At 50.9% G+C, this 22,860-nt stretch carries 22 protein-coding genes; 15 read left to right on the forward strand and 7 right to left on the reverse strand.

Annotation, left to right across the window (positions count from 1 at the left end):
* Nucleotides 1-50 precede the first annotated feature (50 nt).
* Nucleotides 51-1,025 carry a porphobilinogen synthase gene (gene hemB / locus JTI85_RS05995; protein WP_045440399.1) on the reverse strand — a complete coding sequence of 325 codons (975 nt, stop codon included), beginning with the start codon at nt 1,023-1,025 and terminating at the stop codon, nt 51-53.
* Between the two features lie 489 nt (nt 1,026-1,514).
* On the opposite strand from hemB, the gene ehaB reads away from it, so the two are divergent.
* Together ehaB and iprA are read left to right on the forward strand one after the other, a co-directional pair.
* Nucleotides 1,515-4,436, forward strand: coding sequence for an autotransporter adhesin EhaB (gene ehaB / locus JTI85_RS06000; protein ID WP_219352262.1), 2,922 nt, complete (start codon nt 1,515-1,517; stop codon nt 4,434-4,436).
* An 87-nt stretch (nt 4,437-4,523) separates the two neighbouring features.
* The gene (gene iprA / locus JTI85_RS06005; RefSeq protein WP_048212470.1) at nt 4,524-5,147 is read left to right on the forward strand and encodes a hydrogen peroxide resistance inhibitor IprA; all 624 of its coding nucleotides are present in this window, start codon (nt 4,524-4,526) and stop codon (nt 5,145-5,147) included.
* A gap of 1 nt (nt 5,148) precedes the next feature.
* Here the strand turns inward: iprA and ampH are convergent, their stop codons facing one another.
* Nucleotides 5,149-6,306, reverse strand: a complete 1,158-nt coding sequence (gene ampH / locus JTI85_RS06010) for a D-alanyl-D-alanine-carboxypeptidase/endopeptidase AmpH (protein ID WP_219352263.1) — start codon at nt 6,304-6,306, stop codon at nt 5,149-5,151.
* Between the two features lie 381 nt (nt 6,307-6,687).
* Here ampH and sbmA point away from each other — a divergent pair, with 381 nt between their 5' ends.
* Both sbmA and JTI85_RS06020 read left to right on the forward strand, forming a co-directional pair.
* Nucleotides 6,688-7,908 carry a peptide antibiotic transporter SbmA gene (gene sbmA / locus JTI85_RS06015; protein ID WP_040232769.1) on the forward strand — a complete coding sequence of 407 codons (1,221 nt, stop codon included), beginning with the start codon at nt 6,688-6,690 and terminating at the stop codon, nt 7,906-7,908.
* Nucleotides 7,909-7,922: 14 nt separating this feature from the next.
* A complete protein-coding gene (locus JTI85_RS06020) occupies nt 7,923-9,026 on the forward strand; it encodes a DUF1615 domain-containing protein (RefSeq protein ID WP_048212468.1) in 1,104 nt (367 codons plus the stop codon).
* Here the strand turns inward: JTI85_RS06020 and JTI85_RS06025 are convergent.
* On the reverse strand, nt 9,011-9,334 hold the full coding sequence (locus tag JTI85_RS06025; protein WP_048212467.1) for a YaiY family protein: 324 nt from the start codon (nt 9,332-9,334) through the stop codon (nt 9,011-9,013). The two genes, JTI85_RS06020 and JTI85_RS06025, sit on opposite strands and share 16 nt — an antisense overlap.
* A gap of 263 nt (nt 9,335-9,597) precedes the next feature.
* On the opposite strand from JTI85_RS06025, the gene JTI85_RS06030 reads away from it, so the two are divergent.
* Nucleotides 9,598-9,819, forward strand: a complete 222-nt coding sequence (locus JTI85_RS06030; protein WP_005120949.1) for a DUF2754 domain-containing protein — start codon at nt 9,598-9,600, stop codon at nt 9,817-9,819.
* Nucleotides 9,820-9,841: 22 nt separating this feature from the next.
* Here the strand turns inward: JTI85_RS06030 and ddlA are convergent, their stop codons facing one another.
* Entirely contained in the window at nt 9,842-10,936 is a 1,095-nt protein-coding gene (gene ddlA, locus JTI85_RS06035) for a D-alanine--D-alanine ligase (RefSeq protein ID WP_048212466.1), read from the reverse strand.
* A 301-nt stretch (nt 10,937-11,237) separates the two neighbouring features.
* On the opposite strand from ddlA, the gene JTI85_RS06040 reads away from it, so the two are divergent.
* The 5 genes from JTI85_RS06040 to adrA all read left to right on the forward strand — a co-directional run bounded on the left by JTI85_RS06040 (nt 11,238) and on the right by adrA (nt 16,120).
* Nucleotides 11,238-12,434 carry a multidrug efflux MFS transporter gene (locus tag JTI85_RS06040; protein ID WP_048212465.1) on the forward strand — a complete coding sequence of 399 codons (1,197 nt, stop codon included), beginning with the start codon at nt 11,238-11,240 and terminating at the stop codon, nt 12,432-12,434.
* A 248-nt stretch (nt 12,435-12,682) separates the two neighbouring features.
* The gene (locus JTI85_RS06045; protein WP_048212464.1) at nt 12,683-12,925 is read left to right on the forward strand and encodes a sigma-S stabilization anti-adapter protein IraP; all 243 of its coding nucleotides are present in this window, start codon (nt 12,683-12,685) and stop codon (nt 12,923-12,925) included.
* Between the two features lie 104 nt (nt 12,926-13,029).
* Complete coding sequence (phoA, locus tag JTI85_RS06050; RefSeq protein WP_219352265.1) at nt 13,030-14,445, forward strand: alkaline phosphatase; 1,416 nt, start codon at nt 13,030-13,032, stop codon at nt 14,443-14,445.
* Between the two features lie 147 nt (nt 14,446-14,592).
* The gene (psiF, locus tag JTI85_RS06055; RefSeq protein ID WP_048212462.1) at nt 14,593-14,913 is read left to right on the forward strand and encodes a phosphate starvation-inducible protein PsiF; all 321 of its coding nucleotides are present in this window, start codon (nt 14,593-14,595) and stop codon (nt 14,911-14,913) included.
* A 91-nt stretch (nt 14,914-15,004) separates the two neighbouring features.
* Nucleotides 15,005-16,120 (forward strand): diguanylate cyclase AdrA, encoded by a 1,116-nt coding sequence (adrA, locus tag JTI85_RS06060; protein WP_101741821.1) that lies wholly within the window; start codon nt 15,005-15,007, stop codon nt 16,118-16,120.
* Between the two features lie 14 nt (nt 16,121-16,134).
* Here adrA and proC read toward each other — a convergent pair whose 3' ends face one another.
* Nucleotides 16,135-16,944 (reverse strand): pyrroline-5-carboxylate reductase, encoded by an 810-nt coding sequence (gene proC, locus JTI85_RS06065; protein WP_048212460.1) that lies wholly within the window; start codon nt 16,942-16,944, stop codon nt 16,135-16,137.
* 189 nt (nt 16,945-17,133) lie between these two features.
* Between proC and JTI85_RS06070 the strand changes: the two genes are divergently transcribed.
* The 4 genes from JTI85_RS06070 (at nt 17,134) to ppnP (ending at nt 19,637) form a co-directional block, all read left to right on the forward strand.
* Complete coding sequence (locus JTI85_RS06070) at nt 17,134-17,589, forward strand: YaiI/YqxD family protein (protein WP_101741820.1); 456 nt, start codon at nt 17,134-17,136, stop codon at nt 17,587-17,589.
* 184 nt (nt 17,590-17,773) lie between these two features.
* Complete coding sequence (aroL, locus tag JTI85_RS06075; protein WP_048212458.1) at nt 17,774-18,319, forward strand: shikimate kinase AroL; 546 nt, start codon at nt 17,774-17,776, stop codon at nt 18,317-18,319.
* Between the two features lie 284 nt (nt 18,320-18,603).
* Nucleotides 18,604-19,281, forward strand: coding sequence for an AroM family protein (locus JTI85_RS06080; protein ID WP_061067404.1), 678 nt, complete (start codon nt 18,604-18,606; stop codon nt 19,279-19,281).
* A gap of 71 nt (nt 19,282-19,352) precedes the next feature.
* Complete coding sequence (ppnP, locus tag JTI85_RS06085; RefSeq protein ID WP_003021477.1) at nt 19,353-19,637, forward strand: pyrimidine/purine nucleoside phosphorylase; 285 nt, start codon at nt 19,353-19,355, stop codon at nt 19,635-19,637.
* Between the two features lie 50 nt (nt 19,638-19,687).
* On the opposite strand, the gene rdgC is transcribed toward ppnP, so the two are convergent.
* The gene (rdgC, locus tag JTI85_RS06090) at nt 19,688-20,599 is read right to left on the reverse strand and encodes a recombination-associated protein RdgC (protein ID WP_048212456.1); all 912 of its coding nucleotides are present in this window, start codon (nt 20,597-20,599) and stop codon (nt 19,688-19,690) included.
* Nucleotides 20,600-20,690: 91 nt separating this feature from the next.
* Between rdgC and mak the strand changes: the two genes are divergently transcribed.
* Nucleotides 20,691-21,599 (forward strand): fructokinase, encoded by a 909-nt coding sequence (gene mak / locus JTI85_RS06095; protein WP_061067405.1) that lies wholly within the window; start codon nt 20,691-20,693, stop codon nt 21,597-21,599.
* A 4-nt stretch (nt 21,600-21,603) separates the two neighbouring features.
* Here mak and araJ read toward each other — a convergent pair whose 3' ends face one another.
* The gene (gene araJ / locus JTI85_RS06100) at nt 21,604-22,776 is read right to left on the reverse strand and encodes an MFS transporter AraJ (RefSeq protein WP_115644356.1); all 1,173 of its coding nucleotides are present in this window, start codon (nt 22,774-22,776) and stop codon (nt 21,604-21,606) included.
* Nucleotides 22,777-22,860: the final 84 nt, after the last annotated feature.

The raw sequence follows: 22,860 nt of genomic DNA on the forward strand, positions 1-22,860 counted from the left end.
TGGTGACGTTTTATGATAAAACGCCCCGCAGTGCGGGGCGTTGAAAGGAATTAACGCAGGATTTTTTTCTCAGCCAGATCGAGTGCGAAGTAGCTGAAAATCAGATCCGCGCCAGCGCGCTTGATCGAGCCTAAGCTTTCCAGCACCACTTTCTCTTCATCTATAGCACCCGCCATCGCCGCGAATTTGATCATCGCGTATTCACCGCTGACTTGATAAGCGCCAATCGGCAGCTCGGTGCGCTCGCGGATATCGCGCAGAATATCGAGGTATGCGCCAGCCGGTTTGACCATCAGGCAGTCTGCGCCCTGGGCTTCATCCAGCAGCGATTCGCGGATCGCTTCCCGACGGTTCATCGGGTTCATCTGATAGGTTTTACGATCGCCTTTCAGCGCGGTGCCTGCGGCTTCACGGAACGGGCCGTAGAAAGAAGAAGCAAATTTGGTGGAGTAGGACATGATCGCCGTATCGGTGAAGCCCGCGGCGTCCAGCGCCTGGCGAATCGCCTGCACCTGGCCGTCCATCGCGGCGGAAGGCGCGATGAAGTCAGCACCCGCTGCGGCAGCAACCACCGCCTGCTTGCCAAGATTGGCCAGGGTTAAATCGTTATCCACGCCGTGCTCGCATAATACGCCGCAGTGACCGTGCGAGGTGTATTCACAGAAGCAGGTATCGGACATGACAATCATTTCCGGCACGGTCTGCTTACAGATACGCGACATGCGCGCCACCAGACCGTCTTCTTTCCATGCATCGCTGCCGGTGTCATCGGTGTGGTGGGAAATACCGAAGGTCATGACTGAGCGGATGCCTGCATTAGCAATGCGTTCAATTTCGCGTGCCAGATGCTTCTCTGGAATGCGCATCACGCCTGGCATGGCCTCGATGGCTTTGTAATCGTCGAGTTCTTCTTCAACAAAGATCGGCAACACCAGGTCATTTAAGCTCAGTGTTGTCTCTTCAAACATAGCGCGCAGCGCAGGTGATTTGCGCAGGCGGCGAGGGCGTTGGATTAGGTCTGTCATGGTATGCCTGATGTTTGTGAAATCGAAGGCCGTAGTATACCCGAACCTGAGGGCGGGTGGTTTACGAAAGTTGGCTTTATATTTGGATTTCCCGTGGCGAAAGGCTGAATCATTAGAGCAATTTATTTATATTCATTATTTTGTTTGTTTTTGTTTTTATTATTTTAAATGTTGATGGATTTATTTGTTTATCACGCAACATAACTCTAGCCTATTTATTTTTTATTTGTTTGAGTATTGGGTGGATTATTTGATAATTATATGCGTTAGATGTTGTGTGTTTTATATCTTGTTGAAAATATTTGTATTTTTGTTTTGTTGTTAAGACCTGGTTAATTCATGATGTTGTCCGATTTCGGACAGTGAGCAAAGAATAATTGAACCTTTCCGTTGTGAAACAGCATAATCGGCCCTGCGAAACATAAAATGTTTTCTTTGCATTGATAATTGATGGATCAACTATATTACGTCCCTGAGGAGGGATGACAAATGCACATCTGGAAAAAGAAACTTGTAGTCTCACAATTAGCATTAGCCTGCACTTTGGCAATCACTTCTCAGGCGAATGCTTCAACCGATATTTCTGGAACCACGTACACAACGTTCACCCATTATAATGACGCATCTTATGCCGATGGTGTTTACTACGATGGGTATGTCGGTTGGAACAATTACGAAGCTGATAGTATTTATAACGGTGATATTTATCCAGTAATCAATAACGCTACTGTTAACGGCGTTATTTCTACTTATTATCTGGATGATGGACTATCTACTAACAGCAATAACAACAGCCTGACGATTAAAAATAGTACCATTCACGGTATGGTGACTTCCGAGTGTATGACCACGGATTGTACTAACCGTACGGGTACCGACTATTACTATGATCGTTTGGCGATGAACGTCATCAACTCAACTATCGATGACAACTACGAACATTATACCTACAACGGTACCTATAACGATGCGGCTGATACGCACGTTGTCGACGTTTATAACCTGGGTACGGCTATCACGCTGGATCAAGAAGTTGATCTGTCTATCTCCAACAACTCTCACGTTGCGGGTATTACGCTGACTCAGGGTTATGAGTGGGAAGACATTGACGATAACACCGTCAGCACTGGTGTAAACAGCGGCGAAGTATTTAATAATACTATTGCTGTTAGCGATTCTACCCTGACCTCTGGTTCATGGTCTGATGAAGGCACTTCCGGCTGGTTTGGTAATACCAGCAATGCAAGCGATTACAGCGGTTCTTATACTGCTGATGATGTTGCATTGGCTGTTATTGCACATCCAGATGCCGATAACGCGATGCAGACGACTGCCACGTTTAATAATTCTACGTTGATGGGTGATGTTCTGTTCTCCAGCAACTTCGATGAGAACTTCTTCCCGAACGGCGCTGATACTTATCGTGATACTGATGCCGACCTGGATACCAACGGTTGGGATGGTACTGACCGTCTGGATCTGACCCTGAACAACGGCAGTAAGTGGGTGGGTGCGGCAATGTCCGTACATCAGGTTGATGCTGATGGCGACGGTGTTTACGACAGCTATGCAGCAGGCACAGAAGCTACCGCGACGCTGATTGATATTGCAGCCAATAGTCTGTGGCCTGATTCAACCTACGGTATCGATAGCGACACGACCTCTTATGACGAAAATGGTCATGTGGTTGGCAACGCTGTTTACCAGAGCGGTCTGTTCAACGTCACGCTGAACGGCGCATCACAGTGGGATACCACCAAAACCTCTCTGATTGACACACTGAGCATTAACAGCGGTTCCGTCGTGAATGTGGGTGATTCTACCCTGATTTCTGACACCATCTCTCTGACCGGTGCTTCTGCCCTGAACATCAACGAAGATGGCCATGTTGCGACCGATACCCTGTCTATTGACAACAGTACCGTCACGATTGCTGATGATGTTGCTGCTGGCTGGAGTGTAGGTAGTGCTGCACTGTATGCCAACACCATCAACGTTACCAACAACGGTATTTTGGATGTGGGTAACAGCACAGGTGATGCACTGCAGGTTGATACGCTGAACCTGACCAGCTACACCGATGCTTACAACCATGTTAATGCGGGTGTTTTCGACATCAACAGCACTAACTATGTGTTGAATGCTGACCTGACCAACGATCGTACTAACGACAAAACTCAGGCTAACTACGGTTATGGCGTAATCGCAATGAACTCTGATGGTCATCTGACTATCAACGGTAACGGCGATTCCGACACCTCCTACGATCAATCTGAAGTTGATAACTATGGTGACCACGTAGCGGCAGCAACCGGTAACTATAAAGTGCGTATCGATAACGCGACTGGCGCTGGTTCTGTTGCTGATTACAAAGGTAACGAGCTGATCTACGTTAACGACACCAACAGCACCGCAACCTTCTCAGCAGCGAACAAAGCTGACCTCGGCGCTTACACCTATCAGACGCAGCAGCAGGGTAACACCGTTGTTCTGCAGCAGATGGAGCTGACCGACTACGCAAATATGGCTCTGAGCATCCCGTCTGCTAACACCAATATCTGGAACCTGGAACAAGACACTGTTGGTACTCGTCTGACTAACGCACGTCATGGTCTGGTTGATAACGGTGGCGCATGGGTAAGCTACTTCGGTGGTAGCTTCGATGCGGATAACGGCACCATCAACTACGATCAGGATGTTAACGGCATCATGGTCGGTGTTGATTCCAAAATTGATGGTAACAACGCCAAGTGGATTGTCGGTGCAGCAGCAGGCTTCGCGAAAGGTGATATGAGCGATCGTACCGGTCAGGTGGATCAGGACAGCCAGACTGCCTATATCTACTCTTCTGCTCACTTTGCCAACAACATCTTTGTTGACGGTAACTTAAGCTACTCCCACTTCAACAACGATCTGTCTGCTAACATGAGCAACGGTCAGTATGTTGACGGCAGCACCTCTGCTGATGCCTGGGGCTTTGGCTTGAAACTGGGTTATGACCTGAAATTGAGTGACGCAGGGTACGTAACGCCTTACGGTAGCGTATCCGGTCTGTTCCAGTCTGGTGATGACTATAAGCTGAGTAACGACATGAAAGTTGATGGTCAGTCTTATGACAGCATGCGTTATGAACTGGGTGTAGATGCAGGCTATACCTTCGCCTACAGCGACGACCAGGCGCTGACCCCGTACTTCAAACTGGCCTACGTTTACGACGATTCTAATAACGATGCTGACGTAAACGGTGACTCTATCGACAACGGCGTAGAAGGTTCTGCGGTACGTGTTGGACTGGGTACTCAGTTCAGCTTTACCAAAAATTTCAGTGCGTACACCGATGCTAACTACCTCGGCGGAGGTGATGTCGATCAAGACTGGTCTGCAAATGTAGGTGTTAAATATACCTGGTAAGAGCCTTTTTGCAGAGAAAATAAGGTAACTTACTCGTAATAATGCCCGTCACGGATTTGACGGGCATTTACTGCAAGGAGTGCGCACATGCTATCTACAAATAAACCGCTGGTTGAATTTGGGATGTTGGATAAATGTTTGTCTAAGTATGGCGAACATTTCGAATGTGATAGTAAAAAACAAATTATATATTCCCATGATATAGATGGTGATGACACTTTTATCATTTTAAGTGGTGTTGTTTCCCTGCGTAGAGGGGAAAACGTGCTGGTCGGGATTGCACAGGCGCCTTTTATTATGGGCCTTTCTGATGGCGTGATGAAAACAGATGTACAATACAGATTAATGACCGAAAGTAATTGTACGGGATATCATCTTCCTGCCTCACAAACAATTAATATCATTGAACAATACCAGCTTTGGCGGGAAGCTTTTTGCTGGCTGGCATGGCAAAACGCCATGCTCGAATTGCGCGATCTGCAGTTGATCGGTAACAACTCCTACGATCAGATTCGCGCCACGTTGATCTCCATGACGAAATGGGACGAGGTTCTGCGTTCGCGTATCGGCGTCATGAACTATATTCACCAACGTACACGAATTTCACGCTCAGTTGTCGCTGAGGTTCTCGCAGCATTGCGTAAAGGTGGATATATTGAAATGAATAAAGGCAAACTGGTGAGTATTAACCGTTTGCCTTTTGAGTATTGAATCAGGAGGCGGGGATCACTTGCGGTTTGTTGCCGCTCAGTTCGCTCACCAGATTGTTGATCCCGTCGCTCATATTGGTAAAGCGGGTCAGCGGGGAGCGGGTTACCACGACAAAGGCCCCGACGTTTTGCTGTGGGATCATCGCCATATAAGTAATGAAGCCACCGCCGCCACCGGTTTTTTGAATAATTCCTGGACGCCCATTCTTCGGCGCCATATAGACCCAGCCCAAACCTAGCGCATCGGCTCTGCCCGGAACATCCATCCCTATCACTTTGGTTAACTGCGTACGCTGATAAATCAGCGTCTGCATCCGGTCGGCCTGCTGGCTACGATGATAAAAATCAGAGGAGAGATACTGTTGCATCCAGCGCATCATATCGCCGGGCGTAGAATAGACGCCACCGCTGCCCATGGCCGCCAGCGTATTGTTACACGGGCTGGCGCCTTTTTCCGCGACCATCAGGCGTGCGCACTGATCGGGGGACGGGGTAAAGGTGGTGTCTTTCATCCCGAGCGGTCGGGTGATTTTCTCTTCAAACAACTGCGGATAAGGTTTGCCGGACGCGGTTCCCAGCGCATCGGCCAGCAGGTCAAATGCCAGGTTCGAATAGGAAGCCTGCGAGCCAGGTGCGGCTTTTAGCGTTGCGGTAGAGAGATAGCTCCAGCGCTGTTCGCGAGTCGGCCAGATAAAGACCGGGCGTTTTGCCGCGCCGCCAGGCTGCTCGCGTGGCAGTGCGCTGGTGTGCGTCGCCAGATTCACCAGCGTGATAGGCGTTCCCTGATATGTCGGGACGCGTGCGCCTGGTGGTGCATATTTACTCAATGGATCGTTGAGTTTTACTGTGCCCTGATCGAGTAATTTCACTAACATTTCGCTGGTCATTAATTTGGTCAACGACGCGATGCGAATAACGGAATCCAACTGCGGGTGAACATTATTGCCGGGGCGCGTTTCACCAAAGCTACGAAACACGCGCTGATTACCATCAATCACCACAAGCGCCATCCCCGTAGCGCCGCTGCCGTAGAAAATATGATCGGCATACCGGTCGACGATGTCAGAGGCAAAGACGGGATCGGTTATAGGCTGTGCCGCCTGGACAGATGTCAATGACGCCGCACACAGCGCGGCAGAAAAAAGCAGACTACGTTTCAACGGTGGTGTCCATGAGTTAGAGGAAATAAAAGATGACGTGCGTATGCGTATTTATACTACTCGTTGGCATATTGCAAAGCGCTTATCAGCCAATGATAGTGGGAAAAACGTAACGATGAGTAAACGTGGGCTTTTCCCGGAGAGTGGATGTTCGCTTTTGTGATCTCACGCTGTAATAATCTGAACATGCCGGAACGCTGTCGGTGTGAAAACCGCAGAAACAATTCTACAAAACCAGATAGCGAACTAAGTGCGTTGGTTCTGGTCACAATTGTCGGTTTCAGCTTGTGTTTATTGGGCGTAAGCCGTCTTGCCGCGGTAATCCACCGTGGCAAATGCACAGCAGTCGTCATAACGATAAAAAGTTAGCAGGAGAGCACTATGTTTAAGTCTTTTTTCCCAAAGCCGGGGCCGTTCTTTATTTCGGCATTTATTTGGGCACTGGTCGCTGTTGTATTTTGGCAGGCTGGCGGGGGAGCCTGGGTTGCACAGATTACCGGCGCATCGGGGGATGTACCGATTAGCGCGGCGCGATTCTGGTCACTGGATTATCTGATTTTTTATGCATACTACATTTTGTGCGTTGGCGTGTTTGCGCTGTTCTGGTTTATCTACAGTCCGCACCGCTGGCAGTACTGGTCGATACTCGGTACCTCGCTGATTATCTTCGTCACCTGGTTTCTGGTTGAAGTCGGCGTCGCCGTCAACGCGTGGTATGCCCCGTTCTACGACCTGATTCAAACCGCACTCAGCACACCGCATAAGGTGAAAATTGAGCAGTTCTATCAGGAAGTGGGGATCTTTCTCGGGATTGCGCTGATAGCCGTCGTCATTGGCGTGATGAACAACTTCTTCGTCAGTCATTACGTCTTCCGCTGGCGTACCGCGATGAACGAACATTATATGGCGCACTGGCAGCATCTGCGTCATATCGAAGGTGCGGCGCAGCGTGTGCAGGAAGACACCATGCGTTTCGCTTCCACGCTGGAAGACATGGGCGTGAGTTTTATTAACGCGATTATGACGCTGATTGCCTTCTTGCCGGTACTGGTTACGCTTTCTGCGCATGTCCCGGATCTGCCGATTGTTGGACATATTCCTTACGGTCTGGTGATTGCTGCGATTGTCTGGTCGTTGATGGGGACCGGGCTGCTGGCCGTGGTGGGGATCAAACTGCCTGGGCTGGAGTTCAAAAATCAGCGGGTGGAAGCGGCGTACCGTAAAGAGCTGGTGTACGGTGAAGATGATGGTAATCGCGCGACGCCGCCGACGGTTCGCGAGCTGTTCCACGCGGTGCGTCAAAACTACTTTCGCCTCTATTTTCACTATATGTACTTCAATATCGCCCGTATCCTTTACCTGCAGGTTGATAACGTTTTCGGCTTGTTCCTGCTGTTTCCATCGATTGTTGCCGGTACGATTACGCTCGGTCTGATGACGCAAATCACCAACGTGTTTGGTCAGGTACGCGGCTCGTTCCAGTATTTGATTAATTCGTGGACAACGCTGGTTGAGCTGATGTCTATCTATAAGCGTCTGCGCAGCTTCGAACGTGAACTGGATGGTCAGGAAATTCAGGCTGTTACCCATACGCTTAGCTAACAAAAGGAGATGTTATGCCGACGGTTTCCCGTCTTTACCCCTGGTCTGGCCTGGCGGCGTTGGTGCTGGTGGGGTGTAGTAGCCAACCCGCGCAGCCATTAAAGAAAGGGGAGAAAGCTGTCGATGTGGCGAGCGTGGTGCGGCAAAAAATGCCTGCCAGTGTGAAAGACCGGGACGCGTGGGCGCAGGACCTGGCGAAAACGTTTGAAAGCCAGAAGCTGGCGCCGACGGTTGAAAATATCTGTTCGGTGCTGGCCGTGGCGCAGCAGGAGTCCAACTATCAGGCCGATCCGGTTGTCCCGAATTTAAGCAAAATAGCCTGGAAAGAGATTGACCGTCGCGCCGAGCGTATGCATATCCCGGTGTTTTTGGTTCATACCGCACTGAAGATTAACTCGCCAAATGGGAAAAGCTACAGCGAGCGTCTGGATTCAGTGAAGACGGAAAAGCAGCTTAGCGCCATTTTTGATGATTTCATCAATATGGTGCCGATGGGACAGACGTTGTTTGGTTCGCTCAACCCGGTGCATACCGGGGGGCCGATGCAGGTTAGCATTGCGTTTGCCGAACAGCATACTTCCGGGTATCCGTGGAAAATGGAAGGAACGGTACGTCAGGAAGTCTTTACCCTGCGCGGCGGACTCTGGTTCGGCACGTATCACTTGCTGAATTACCCGGCGAACTATAGCGCGCCTGTCTTCCGTTTCGCGGATTTTAATGCGGGATGGTATGCCAGCCGTAATGCGGCGTTTCAGAATGCCGTCAGCAAAGCCAGTGGTGTGAAGCTGGCGCTGGATGGGGATTTGATTCTCTACAACAGCAAAGAACCGGGTAAAACGGAGTTGGCGGTACGCAAGCTTGCCGGGAAGCTGGGGATGAGTGAGAGCGATATCCATCGTCAGTTGCAAAAAGGCGACAGCCTGGCCTTCGAGGAGACTGCGCTGTACGAGAAGATGTATAAGCTGGCGGAAGCGAAGGCAGGAAAAACGTTACCACGGGAAATGCTGCCAGGTATTCAACTGGAAAGCCCGAAGATTACGCGTAATTTGACCACGGCATGGTTTGCTAAACGCGTGGACGATCGTCGGGCGAAGTGTATGGGTCAGTCATCGTTGTGATGACGATGGCGCCAGCGCACCACCGCCGCGATGACGCCAAGGATAAGGCAGCCTGTGAGGAAGGGAATCAGTCCAAACAGGGTGCCGACGCCTAAGCCAATTTCAACGCGTGGGCGTCCGGTCTCTTGCATCTGTAGCTGCATCAGTTCTTCATAGATACCGGGCGCATGGGCTAACAGATTTAAAACCTGAGCCCCGGCCCAGAAGCAAAACAGCACAAAAACGGCATACGCAATGTTTCCGGGCAGAGAGGAGGTATCTCGATGCTTGCCCTTAAACAGGGATTTTGAGAGCGTAAAATCAGCCATAGGGACCTCCAGAGATATCCTGCGTTGTCGATGCCATACCAGTAACTGACAGTGAGTCTGACAGGTGATCGGGATTGTCAATATCAGAATGATGGTAATTTCAGGTAGAGATTATTCCTGGATTTTGGTTTTTTGTTGAACGTCACAAATATGTAACCTTAAGTTAAATTGATTCACATTTAAGAATTTCCGCACAGGACACAGACGCCCGCAGGGAAATGTGCGAGGATGCTGTTCAACGCTGAACTTCCACCGGAGCTGTTATGAACCTGCCTGTAAAAATTCGCCGCGACTGGCATTATTACGCGTTTGCCATTGGGCTGATCTTTATTCTGAATGGCGTGGTGGGATTATTGGGTTTTGAAGCGAAAGGATGGCAAACCTATGCGGTGGGGCTGGTTACGTGGGTGATTAGCTTTTGGCTAGCGGGACTTATTATTCGCCGCCGCGCCGATGAGGATGAAGATGTCAAGGATGCCCAATAGTTATCGGGCATCCTGTCTGCTTTTACATGCTGGTTTTCAGCGCGCTATCGGCAGCGTGGCGCTCCAGCGCCAGCTCGATCAGACGTGTGATCAGATCGGTATAGCTTAAGCCGCTGGCCTGCCACAGTTTGGGATACATACTGATGTTGGTAAAGCCCGGCAGCGTGTTGATCTCGTTGATCACCACGTCATTCTCTGCGGTCAGGAACACATCCACCCGCGCCATCCCGGCGCAACCCAGCGTCTGGTAAGCCTGAATAGCGATCTCACGGATCTTGTCGTTAATTTCTGGGGCAATCGCCGCCGGAACCACGACTTTGGCCCCGTTATCGTCAATATATTTGGTATCGTACGCGTAAAAATCACTGTTCAGCACGATCTCGCCACAGGTACTGGCCTGCGGATGATCGTTGCCCAGCACCGCGCATTCTATTTCGCGACCTTTGATCCCTTGCTCGACCACAACTTTATGATCGAATTCAAATGCCAGTGCGATGGCCTGGTTGTACTGTGCTTCACTGGTCACTTTACTGACGCCAACGGACGACCCCTGGTTGGCCGGTTTCACAAACAGCGGCAGGCCCAGGCGGGACTCGACCTCGGCAAAGCTGATGCTGTTGCGATTGGCGCGAGTTAGCGTAATAAATGGCGCGATGTTTAATCCGGCATCGCGCAGCAGACGTTTGGTGACGTCTTTATCCATGCAGGCTGCAGAGCCCAGCACATCTGAACCGACGAACGGCAGATTCGCCACGCGCAGCATGCCTTGCAGTGAACCATCTTCACCCAGCGTGCCGTGCACAATTGGGAAAATAACATCGACCGTTGGCAGCGGCTGACCATTTTGCGCATCGATTAACTGATGTTCTTGTTTACCCGGCACCTGCGCCAGACTGGTCGCGGAGGGACGCAGTGCAATATGTGCCGGATCGTTTGAATTGAGCAGATAGTTACTGGCATCGCTCACGTGCCACTGCCCTTGTTTATCAATACCTAACAGCACAACGTCAAAGCGAGTCTTGTCGATGGCATCGACAATATTTTTTGCCGATTGCAATGACACTTCATGTTCCGCTGATTTACCACCAAATACGATTCCTACCCGCAACTTTGCCATCTTAAAAACCCATTCCTTGAATGCAAAGCACATACATTACCACGACAAAACGCAGGATTCCTCGGCTTCTGGCAGATTGTTTTGGTGGATTCCCCGGGAATGAATACGCACAAACCCACAGGGCATGTTAGAAGCATAATTCCCTGTATATAATGTGGATTTGATGTGATGAATATCACAAATATGATGAGCGGGGAGATAAAATACTAAACTGTGAAACATCGCACCTCTGGACCCTCGTTTGAAGGCGTAATTTGTTAAGCTGCTCGCAGTTTTCAGCTACTTACCGTTATGAGTCCTTATGGAATCCTGGAGAGTTAACCTTATTTCCGTGTGGTTCGGTTGCTTTTTCACCGGACTGGCGATCAGCCAAATCCTGCCTTTTCTACCGCTCTATATCTCCCAACTGGGAGTAACCTCGCACGAAGCGCTCTCAATGTGGTCCGGGTTAACGTTTAGCGTCACGTTTCTTATTTCTGCCATTGTTTCACCGATGTGGGGCAGTTTAGCTGACCGTAAAGGGCGTAAGCTGATGCTGTTACGGGCCTCACTGGGTATGGCAATTGCCATTTTGCTGCAGGCATTTGCCACTAACGTCTGGCAGCTTTTTCTGCTGCGCGGGGTGATGGGGTTAACGTCGGGATACATTCCTAATGCGATGGCATTGGTGGCGTCGCAAGTCCCGCGCGAACGCAGTGGTTGGGCGTTGAGCACGCTCTCAACGGCGCAAATTAGTGGAGTGATTGGCGGGCCGCTGATGGGCGGTTTTATTGCCGACCATGTTGGTTTACGTGCGGTATTTTGTATTACCGCCGCGCTGTTGGTGGTGAGTTTTTTGGTCACACTGTTCTTAATTAAAGAGGGTGTCCGACCAGTGATTAAAAAAAGCGAGCGTTTAAGCGGGAAAGCTGTTTTTGCTTCGTTACCGTATCCCGCGCTGGTCATTAGCCTGTTTTTTACCACCATGGTGATTCAACTGTGTAACGGCTCAATTGGCCCCATTCTGGCGCTGTTTATCAAATCGATGGTGCCAGATAGCTCAAATATTGCCTTTCTCAGCGGCCTGATTGCCTCGGTTCCCGGCATATCCGCTTTGATTTCAGCGCCACGTCTTGGAAAGTTGGGCGACAGAATTGGTACTGAACGGATTCTAATGGCAACGCTCATCTTCGCCGTGGTGCTGTTTTTCGCTATGTCGTGGGTTACCACGCCGTTGCAGTTGGGAGTTCTACGTTTTCTGCTTGGCTTTGCCGACGGTGCAATGCTGCCTGCGGTGCAAACGCTATTAGTGAAATACTCCAGCGAGCAGATTACCGGGCGCATCTTTGGGTATAACCAGTCGTTTATGTATCTTGGCAACGTCGCTGGACCCTTGATGGGGGCAACCGTATCGGCCATGGCGGGTTTCCGCTGGGTCTTTATCGCTACCGCGAGCATTGTGCTTATTAATATCTGGCAACTGGCTATCGCGTTGCGACGCCGGCGTCTCGCTCGCTGAATGGCGGATTAACAACGCGGGTTGCCAGCGTTGTTAATCCATAATTGAAGATTATATATCTGGGTGACTATTAATCTCCTTACCCTTTTATATTGAATTATTCTGCAGAAAGCGTTATTCCCCCTTATTTTGTGTTGTGATTGTTTTCGCAAAACGTTTTATTTCTGCAATAAATACAACTTTCATCCTCTAGGAAGTTGTGAGTCTTAGTGATAACGTGGCCTTTATTTGGTTAAGGGAATACGAAAATGAAAAATCTCATCACTGAGTTGTTACTTAAGCTCGCCCAAAAAGAAGAAGAGTCGCAAGACCTGGCCGCGCAAGTCGCAACGTTAGAGCGGGTCATCATGGAAATGCTGCGCAACATGGCAACAAATGAGCAGCAAACACTGATTCGTCAAATAGAAGACGCGCTGGCAGGGGTAAGTCAAATGCCTGCATTTCTGACGACCATGCACAGTGCTGGCGAGAACGTACCTAAAACGTGTTGAGATATCTGCAGATACTTATCCACAAATTATCATAAAAGTGTCACATCAAATACTTATAGTCGCTTTGTTTTAATTTTACCGTATTTGTACATGGAGAAAATAAAGTGAAACAAAGCGCACTCGCTATTGCCCTGTTACCCTTGCTGTTTACCCCGGTTATTCATGCAGAAACATCTACCGTAGCGGCTATGGATAATCGTGCCGCACAGGGAGATATCACCACACCGGGTGGAGCGCGTCGATTAACGACTGATCAAACGGCAGCACTACGAGATTCTTTGAACGATAAACCGGCCAAAAATATTATTTTATTGATCGGTGATGGTATGGGGGACTCGGAAATTACCGCTGCGCGAAATTATGCAGAAGGCGCCGGTGGTTTTTTTAAAGGTATTGATGCGTTACCCCTGACCGGACAATACACGCACTACGCGTTGGATAAAAAAACGGGTAAACCTGACTATGTGACCGATTCCGCAGCCTCTGCGACGGCATGGACGACCGGTGTTAAAACATATAACGGTGCGCTGGGCGTTGATATTCACGAAAAAGATCACGCCACTATTCTGGAAATGGCTAAAGCTGCCGGTCTGGCGACAGGCAACGTATCCACTGCTGAATTGCAGGATGCCACCCCCGCCGCGCTGGTTGCGCATGTGACGTCGCGTAAATGTTACGGACCGAGCGTCACCGCTGAGAAATGCCCGACGAATGCGCTGGAAAAAGGCGGTAAAGGGTCAATCACCGAACAATTATTGAATGTCCGCGCTGACGTTACGCTGGGCGGCGGGGCAAAAACCTTTGCTGAGACCGCTGCTGCGGGCGAGTGGCAGGGGAAAACGCTGCGCGAACAGGCTCAGGCCCGTGGTTATCAGATGGTCAGTGATACCGCGACGCTGGCAGCCATTACCGAAGCGAATCAGGATAAACCGCTGTTAGGTTTGTTCTCTGACGGCAACATGCCGGTACGCTGGGAAGGGCCAAAAGCGTCTTACCACGGTAACCTTGATAAGCCAGTCGTGACCTGTACGCCAAATCCAAAACGTAACGACACGGTGCCAACGCTTGCCCAGATGACGGATAAAGCGATTGAGCTGTTAAGTAAGAATGAAAAAGGCTTTTTCCTGCAGGTAGAAGGCGCGTCCATCGATAAGCAGGATCACGCCGCAAACCCGTGCGGTCAGATTGGTGAAACGGTCGATCTGGATGAAGCTGTACAGCGCGCGCTGGCCTTCGCGAAGAAAGACGGCAACACGCTGGTTGTCGTGACCGCTGACCACGCGCATGCCAGCCAGATTGTTGCGCCAGACACCAAAGCCCCTGGCCTGACTCAGGCGCTGAATACCAAAGATGGTGCGGTGATGGTTATCAGCTATGGCAACTCGGAAGAGGAATCTCAGGAGCATACCGGCAGCCAACTGCGCATTGCTGCCTATGGCCCGCATGCGGCGAATGTGGTAGGCCTGACCGATCAGACTGACCTGTTTTACACCATGAAAGCGGCGTTAGGTCTGAAGTAACCTGCTATTTGGTCACTTAATTTTAATAATGAGGTGGCTATTTCTGCGTCAGCAACCAGACTTACTACACGTCATCCTTCAGGCAGCCAACATCGAGGTTGCTTGAAAGGTGACGTGTAGAGTGAATACTCACAACAGGATGGTGCTATGAAAATAACATTGCTCGTTACCCTATTATTTGGCCTGGTTTTCTTAACTACCGTCGGCGCTGCCGAGAAGACGTTAACCCCGCAACAACAGCGTATGACCACCTGCAACCAGCAGGCGACGGCGCAGACCTTAAAAGGGGATGCCCGGAAGACATATATGAGTGATTGCCTGAAAAACAGTAAGTCTGCGCCTGATGAAAAGAGTCTGACGCCGCAGCAGCAGAAAATGCGTGAATGCAACGTTCAGGCAACAGAGCAGTCGCTGAAAGGCGACGATCGTAAAAAATTTATGAGCGCTTGCCTGAAAAAAGCTGCGTAATACATACGGGTGAGCGGATAAAATCGCTCACCCGAAATATCATACTTCCGCCGCCAGACCCCTTTCTATAATTTGGGAAATTTGTTTCAGAATATTCCCAAATACGATGAATGATGAAAACTTTTATCAAAAGAAGGCCGTACCGAATGAAGCATTTATATCGCTTCATCAAAACGACCACCAACGTTCCGGTCTGCGATTTGCCCGACGGATAAGACTGCCTCGCGCAGTCGGGCTGGGGGGAATGTTTTTCCCCATTGCGTCGGTATTAGTCTCGCAACCCATAACCGGAGGTTGGTGGCTGTTACTGGTGGGATGGGCGTTTGTCTGGCCGCACCTGGCGTGGCAGTTGGCGAGCAAAGCGGAAGATCCGCTGTACAGTGAATTTACGAATATTAAAACCGATGCGATCCTCGCTGGCATGTGGGTGGGGATCATGGGGGCAAACCTGCTGCCATCCACGGCGCTACTGATGATTATCTGCATTAACCTGATGGGCGCAGGTGGGGTGCGATTATTCATCGCTGGCGTCGTGTTGATGGTGGTTTCATGTCTGGTGACGCTACAGTTAACGGATATTCCGGTCGTGTTTAGCAGTACGCAACTGAGCGTGCTGTTGTCGCTGCCGGTACTGGTGATTTACCCGCTGCTGTTTGCCTGGGTTAGCTACCAGACGGTGATCAAATTGGCGGAGCATAAACGCCGTCTGCAGGTAATGAGTACGCGGGATGGAATGACCGGCGTTTATAATCGGCGCCATTGGGAGCTACTGCTGCGCAATGAATTTGATAATTGCCGTCGTCAGCAACGTGATGCCACGCTGCTTATTATCGATATCGACCATTTTAAGAGCATCAATGATACCTGGGGTCATGATGTTGGGGATCAGGCGATTGTTGCGCTGACGCGTCAGTTGCAAATGACGCTGCGCGGCAGTGATGTGATTGGGCGTTTTGGTGGTGATGAGTTTGCGGTAATTATGTGCGGAACACCTGCAGCCAGCGCCATCGCAGCGATGTCGCGCGTCCATGAACGACTTAGCCAGTTACGCTTGTCCTGTGCTCCGCAAGTAGCCCTGCGGATTAGCGTCGGTGTTGCTCCGCTGACTTCTGAAACAGAGCACTACCGGGAGTGGTTGAAGTCAGCGGATATGGCGCTTTACAAAGCAAAGAATGCCGGACGTAACCGTACTGAAGCGGCGGCCTGACGTCCGACTTGCACTCAGGATTTGCTGAGTTTCTCTGATTGTTCCATGCACTTAACCATCGCTTCGATGACTGATGAACGGAAGCCGCGTTCTTCGAGGACGCGCACTGCCTCAATGGTGGTTCCGCCAGGCGAGCACACCATATCTTTTAGTTCTCCAGGATGTTTACCCGTTTCCAGTACCATCTTCGCCGAGCCCATGACCGCCTGTGCCGCGAATTTATATGCTTGCGCGCGTGGCATGCCGCCCTGAACGGCGGCATCCGCCATGGCTTCGATAAACATAAACACATAGGCCGGGGCTGAACCACTGACGCCAACGACCGGGTGAATCATCGATTCTGCGATGACTTCGGCTTCGCCAAAGCAGCGGAAAATATTCAACACGTCAGCAGTATCTTCCGGAGTTACCAGCGCATTTGGGGTGACGGACGTCATTCCTGCATTGACCAGTGACGGCGTGTTAGGCATTGCGCGGATAATTTTACGGTCATGACCCAGTGCGCGGGCGAGTTGATCGAGGGTGACGCCCGCCGCAATGGATACCACCAGGGAATCTTTGTTCAGGCTAGAGGTGATTTCACTCAGCACCTTAATCATGATGCCTGGCTTCACGGCACCAAAGACAATATCTGCAATCTGCGCGACTTCTTGCGCAGATTGCGCCGCATTTATGCCGTACTGATCGTGCAGTGCTGCGACTTTATCGGGAGAGGGGGTATAGACCCAGATTTGTCCGGGGAGTACCTGGCCGCTGGCGATCAGGCCGCCAAGAATCGCTTTACCCATATTTCCGCAGCCGATAAAACCAATTTTCTTGTCCATCTTGTCACTCCCTATGCGTGATATTCATTGTTTTATACCCATAATCCTTCAAGTAACTTGAATTATTTAGGGTAAATCTGGGAAAGCTAAGCTTAGCGCGGAATGAAGGCGTTCAGAAGAAGAAACAGCGCTTTGCCTGAAAGTAAAAGCACGAGACAATGTGCAATTGCACATGTGTCTGGAGGTGTTATGACGATTTGGGTGGATGCGGATGCGTGTCCGAATGTGATTAAAGACATTTTATATCGGGCCTCCGAGCGGATGCAGATGCCGCTCATTTTGGTCGCCAATCAGAGTTTGCGCGTTCCGCCTTCGCGTTTTATCCGCACCTTACGTGTTCCGGCCGGGTTTGATGTCGCCGATAACGAAATTGTGCGCCAGTGCAGCGCTGGAGACCTGGTTGTCACGGCGGATATCCCGCTGGCCTCTGAAGTCATTGAAAAAGGCGCTGCGGCGCTCAACCCGCGCGGTGAGCGCTATACCGAGGCAACGATCCGTGAACGTCTGACGATGCGTGATTTTATGGATACGCTGCGTGCCAGCGGGATCCAGACCGGGGGACCTGACAGCCTTTCGCCGCGTGACAGGCAACATTTTGCGGCTGAACTGGACAAGTGGTGGCTGGAAGTTCAACGTAGAAAATAATAATTGTAATTTATTTTTTACACTTTCTTCGTTGTGAATTCTTGTTATAGTAGGGTTTAATCAATTTTATCGCCTTATTGGAATATATTCTTTACACTTTGGCGACGTACTAGTTTGATGGTATGATTATAACTTTAACAGCATCAGATCCCGCTTACCTGCGGTTCTCTGGGGAACTTCTGTGATGACACAACCGCTTTATCTTGTTGGCCCCCGGGGGTGTGGTAAGACGACAACCGGTATGGCGCTGGCGAAAGCCATCGACTTTCAGTTCGTTGATACCGATCGCTGGTTGCAATCACATCTGCAGATGACGGTGGCTGAAATTGTTGAAAGAGAAGGATGGGAAGGTTTTCGCGCCCAGGAAACGACCGCCCTGCAGGCCGTTACGGCCCCCTCAACAGTCGTAGCGACCGGCGGCGGTATTATTCTTACTGAATATAATCGTCACTACATGCGTAGTCACGGCATGGTCATCTATTTAAACGCACCAGTATCGGTACTGGTAAACCGCCTGGAAGAGGCGCCTGAGGAAGGATTGCGCCCGACGTTAACTGGCAAGCCATTAACCGAAGAAGTGCAGGAAGTGCTTGAGCAGCGCGATGCGCTGTATCGTGAAGCGGCGCATTATATTGTTGATGCGACGAATGAACCTTCGCAGGTTGTGGCTGATATTCTTGTGATACTGTCGCAAGCCCGGTCACGGCTACAGGGCGGAGCTTATTGTTAAGGGCTTCCCGATATAGACCGACCTTTCCACTCCATCCCGGGCGTGCAGACATATTATCTGTCCTCTGCCGGAGCGTGCCTGTATCACAATTTTCGAACCTCCTGCTATACCGCGGAAAGTGAAAATTAAGCGATAACAATCTAGTACTGGAATGATTAGGAATCTTTACACTATGCATCGCCGATCTGCTGCTACGCTTTTGAGCATTTGTAGCGCTAGCGCAGGTCAGTACCCGGCATTTGTCCGGGAATTCACGGCAAAGTAAGAAGACGGTGGAGCAACAAATGAGTACGTCGTTGGCTATCCTCACGATTGGTGTTGTGCCGATGTGTGAGGTGTTACCGCTCCTGACGGAATATATCGATGAACAACACATTACTCACCACAGCCTGCTGGGACAGATGCGGCGAGAAGATGTGATGGCCGAGTATGCGGTCTCGCCCGGCGACGAGTCGTTATTGACGCTGCTGAGCGACCATCAACTGGCTCATGTCTCGCGCCAGAAAGTCGAGCGCGATTTGCAAAGTATTGTTGAAGTGCTGGATAACCAGGGTTTTGACGTTATTTTGCTGATGAGCACGGCCTTAATTACCCGCCTGACGGCCCGCAATAGTATCCTGCTGGAGCCTTTACGAATTATTCCTCCCCTGGTGGCCTCAATTGTGGAAGGGCACCAGGTTGGGGTGATTGTGCCGGTCGCCGAGTTGCTCCAGGCCCAGGAACAAAAATGGCAGGTGCTACAGACGTCCCCCGTCTATGCCGTGGCAAACCCGATTCACGGTTCTGAACAACAGCTGATTGATGCCGGAAAAGATCTGCTTGAGCAGGGCGCGGATGTGATCATGCTGGATTGTTTGGGTTTTAACCAACGCCATCGTGATTTACTGCAAAAGTCTCTGGATGTCCCGGTTCTTCTGTCTAACGTACTGATTGCCCGACTGGCATCCGAGTTGCTCGCTTAATTCTGCGTGACAGGTACAACGCCAGGCCCCTATATTGGTTATCAACTTAATCACGAGATAGGGCCAGTTGTATGCTTCAAAGTAATGAATACTTTTCCGGCAAAGTAAAATCGATCGGTTTTACCAGCAGCAGTACTGGCCGCGCCAGCGTTGGCGTTATGGCTGAAGGTGAATATACCTTTGGTACTGCGGCGCCTGAAGAGATGACGGTCGTCAGCGGCGCACTGAACGTGCTGCTGCCGGGGGAAACAGAGTGGAAAGTGTATGCCGCAGGGGACGTGTTTAACGTACCGGGCAACAGTGAGTTTCATCTGCAGGTGGCAGAGCCAACATCCTATCTTTGCCGCTATCTGTAAGCGTAAAAATAGCGAATGGCGACACTGAGCCGCCATTCGGTAAACACGGCTTAGCGCTGCGCTTCGCCGCCTAGTCCTTCCACCAGGCTTTTAATCAGCGCCGCCAGTTCACCTGTCATCAGGATAAAATCGGCATCAAAACGTTGAGCATAATCTTCGCGGTCGATATCTTCGTTCTGATCGCGCAGCTCGTCGCTAAACTTCAGACGTTTAATGGAGCCGTCGTCACACATAACGAACTGAATGCGCTGCTGCCAGTCGAGGGCCAGTTTGGTGACCAGTTTGCCTGCTTCGATGTGTACGGCAATTTCATCGCAAACCAGATCCTGTTTCTTCGCGCGGATCACGCCGCCGTCTTCCAGCATCGCTTTCAGTTCGGCTTCGTCCAGCAACTGGAATCCCTGTGCCGTTGTGCCGGAGCGAACCCATTCGGTCAGCGTTAGCTCAATAGGGTTTTCCATCGTCAACGGGACAACCGGCAGTGAACCGAGGCTTTTACGCAGCAGTGCCAGCGTATCTTCCGCTTTCTTCGCGCTTGCACAGTCGACAATGATCAGATCGTTGACGGTGTCGATCCACATCATTGTCTGGCTGAAGCGGCTAAAGGCGCGCGGCAGCAATGAGTGCAACACTTCATCTTTCAGCGAGTCTTTTTCGGTCTTTTTGAGCTTGCGACCCTGCTCAGCTTCCAGTTTGATTATTTTTGCTTCCAGCGCCTGTTTGATAACCGGCGACGGCAGAATTTTTTCTTCTTTGCGGGCGCAGATAATAATTTGGCCATTGGCGGTATGCGTTAATGCATCGCTGTGCGATCCCATCGGCGGAACCCAGCCCATTTTTGCCATATCCTGGCTACCGCAAGGGGTGAACGTCATTGATGCCAGCTGTTTTTCCATCTCTTCGGCACGCAAAGAAACATCGCGGCTAAGACGGTAAACCATTAAATTTTTGAACCACAGCATGATAATTTCCACGGCCTTGTCGTTAAATCCAGCGGGCATGATAGCGAATTGTCGCTATGCTTGCATTGTTAATCGGGAAGAGGAGCAAACAGTGCGTATAGGTATCGATTTGGGCGGTACAAAAACGGAAGTTATCGCGCTTGGCGATGCAGGCGAACAGCTTTTTCGCCATCGCCTGCCTACGCCGCGTGATGATTATCGGCAAACGATAGAAACCATCGCCGCGCTGGTGGAGATGGCGGAAAAAGCCACCGGGCAGATGGGAACCGTGGGGATGGGCATTCCAGGTTCAATATCGCCCTATACCGGGGTGGTGAAAAATGCCAACTCGACCTGGCTCAATGGACAACCCTTTGACAAAGACCTGAGTACCCGACTGAACCGCGAAGTCCGCCTGGCAAACGATGCTAACTGCCTGGCGGTGTCTGAAGCGGTGGATGGCGCGGCGGCGGGGGCGCAAACCGTGTTTGCGGTGATAATTGGTACCGGCTGTGGTTCCGGCGTGGCGCTAAATGGCCGGGTGCATACCGGTGGGAATGGCACGGCGGGCGAGTGGGGGCATAATCCGCTGCCGTGGATGGACGAAGATGAGCTGCGCTATCGGCAGGAAGTACCCTGTTATTGCGGCAAGCAAGGCTGCATTGAAACCTTCATCTCAGGGACCGGTTTTGCCACTGATTATCATCGCCTGAGCGGAAATCCGCTAAAAGGCAGTGAAATTATCCGTCTGGTAAACGAACAGGATGCGCTGGCGGAACAGGCGCTGAGCCGATATGAATTACGCCTGGCGAAATCATTAGCGCATGTGGTGAATATTCTCGACCCGGATGTCATTGTGCTGGGCGGGGGAATGAGCAATGTCGACAGGCTGTATCAACACGTTCCGACGTTGATGAAGCAGTTTGTTTTTGGCGGTGAGTGTGAAACGCCTCTGCGCAAGGCGTTACACGGTGACTCCAGTGGCGTGCGCGGCGCGGCCTGGCTGTGGCCGCAGGCATAAACGTTTATGTTGCGGGTGCAACCTGTTGTTGCACGCCGCGCTTCAGGCGACCATAGATCAGCAGTGATGACATCGCGGTAAAAGACAGTAGAGCCGCAGGGATCGTGACGTAGTTGTAGGCAAAGCCCAGCGTCAACATTAAGCCGCCGAAGTAAGCGCCAATTGCGCTACCCAGATTAAAGGCCATTTGCCCACCGGCCGCCCCCAGCAGTTCACCGCCCTTCGCGTTTTGTAGCAGTAAAATTTGTAGCGGTGCTGATAGCGCGAATAGACCCGCACAGCAAATAAAGGCGAACGTCAGCGAGGCGGTTTTGATGCCGCCGAATGCAAACAGCAGCAGCAGGGCAAGTACAATCACAAAATCAGTTACTACCGCAATGCGTAGCGGCGTGTAGCGACCAGACAGTCGACCGCTCAGCAGGTTGCCTAACACCATTCCCAGCCCAACCAGCATCATGATGAAAGTCATCAGCGTTTCGGAGAAACCAGAGATGTACATCATGTAGGGTTTTACGTAGCTGAACCAGGCAAAAACACCGGCGTTCCCAAACATGGTGGCGGAGAAAATGAGCCACGGTGCGGGACTTTTCAGAAAGTGAAATTGCTCGCGTAGCCTGCCTTTTGCTTCATCACGGAGGTTGGGTACCCAAAACATAACCGACAAAATAACGGCGATGTTAAACACGGCAATCAGCAGAAACGTGTAGCGCCAGCTAAATGTCTGACTCAGCCAGGTGCCAACAGGAATGCCAATCAGATTGGCGACGGTCATGCCGGAAATCATGCCCGCTACCGCGGCGGTAACTTTACCAGGGCGCGCCAGCTTTGACAGGATAATCGCGCCGACGCCAAAAAATGCCCCGTGTGGAAACCCGGAGACCAGCCGGCCTACCGCCAGCATAAAATAGCTGGAAGAGAGGGTGAAGATGGCGTTACCGACGACACAGAGTGTGACCAGAAACAGCAGAATATGCTTAAGCGAAAAACGATTGGAAAACACGGCAATAATGGGTGCGCCGATGACAACGCCAAAGGCGTAAAACGAAATCATATGGCCAGCATCGGGGATGGAAATGCCCACGTCACGCGCCAGTTCGGTTAATACGCCCATAATGCCAAACTCGGCCATGCCCAGCCCAAACGTCCCGAGGGCTAAAGAGAAAATGACTTTTTTCATACTACCTGCCAACAATAAAGACGCAGGATGTGCGCCACAGCGCTGAATGCTCGCCGTCAATAAAGGGATAGCTTGCGGATAAGA

The organism is Citrobacter sp. Colony219 (genome assembly GCF_019382635.1).
GTDB classification, from domain to species: domain Bacteria; phylum Pseudomonadota; class Gammaproteobacteria; order Enterobacterales; family Enterobacteriaceae; genus Citrobacter; species Citrobacter youngae.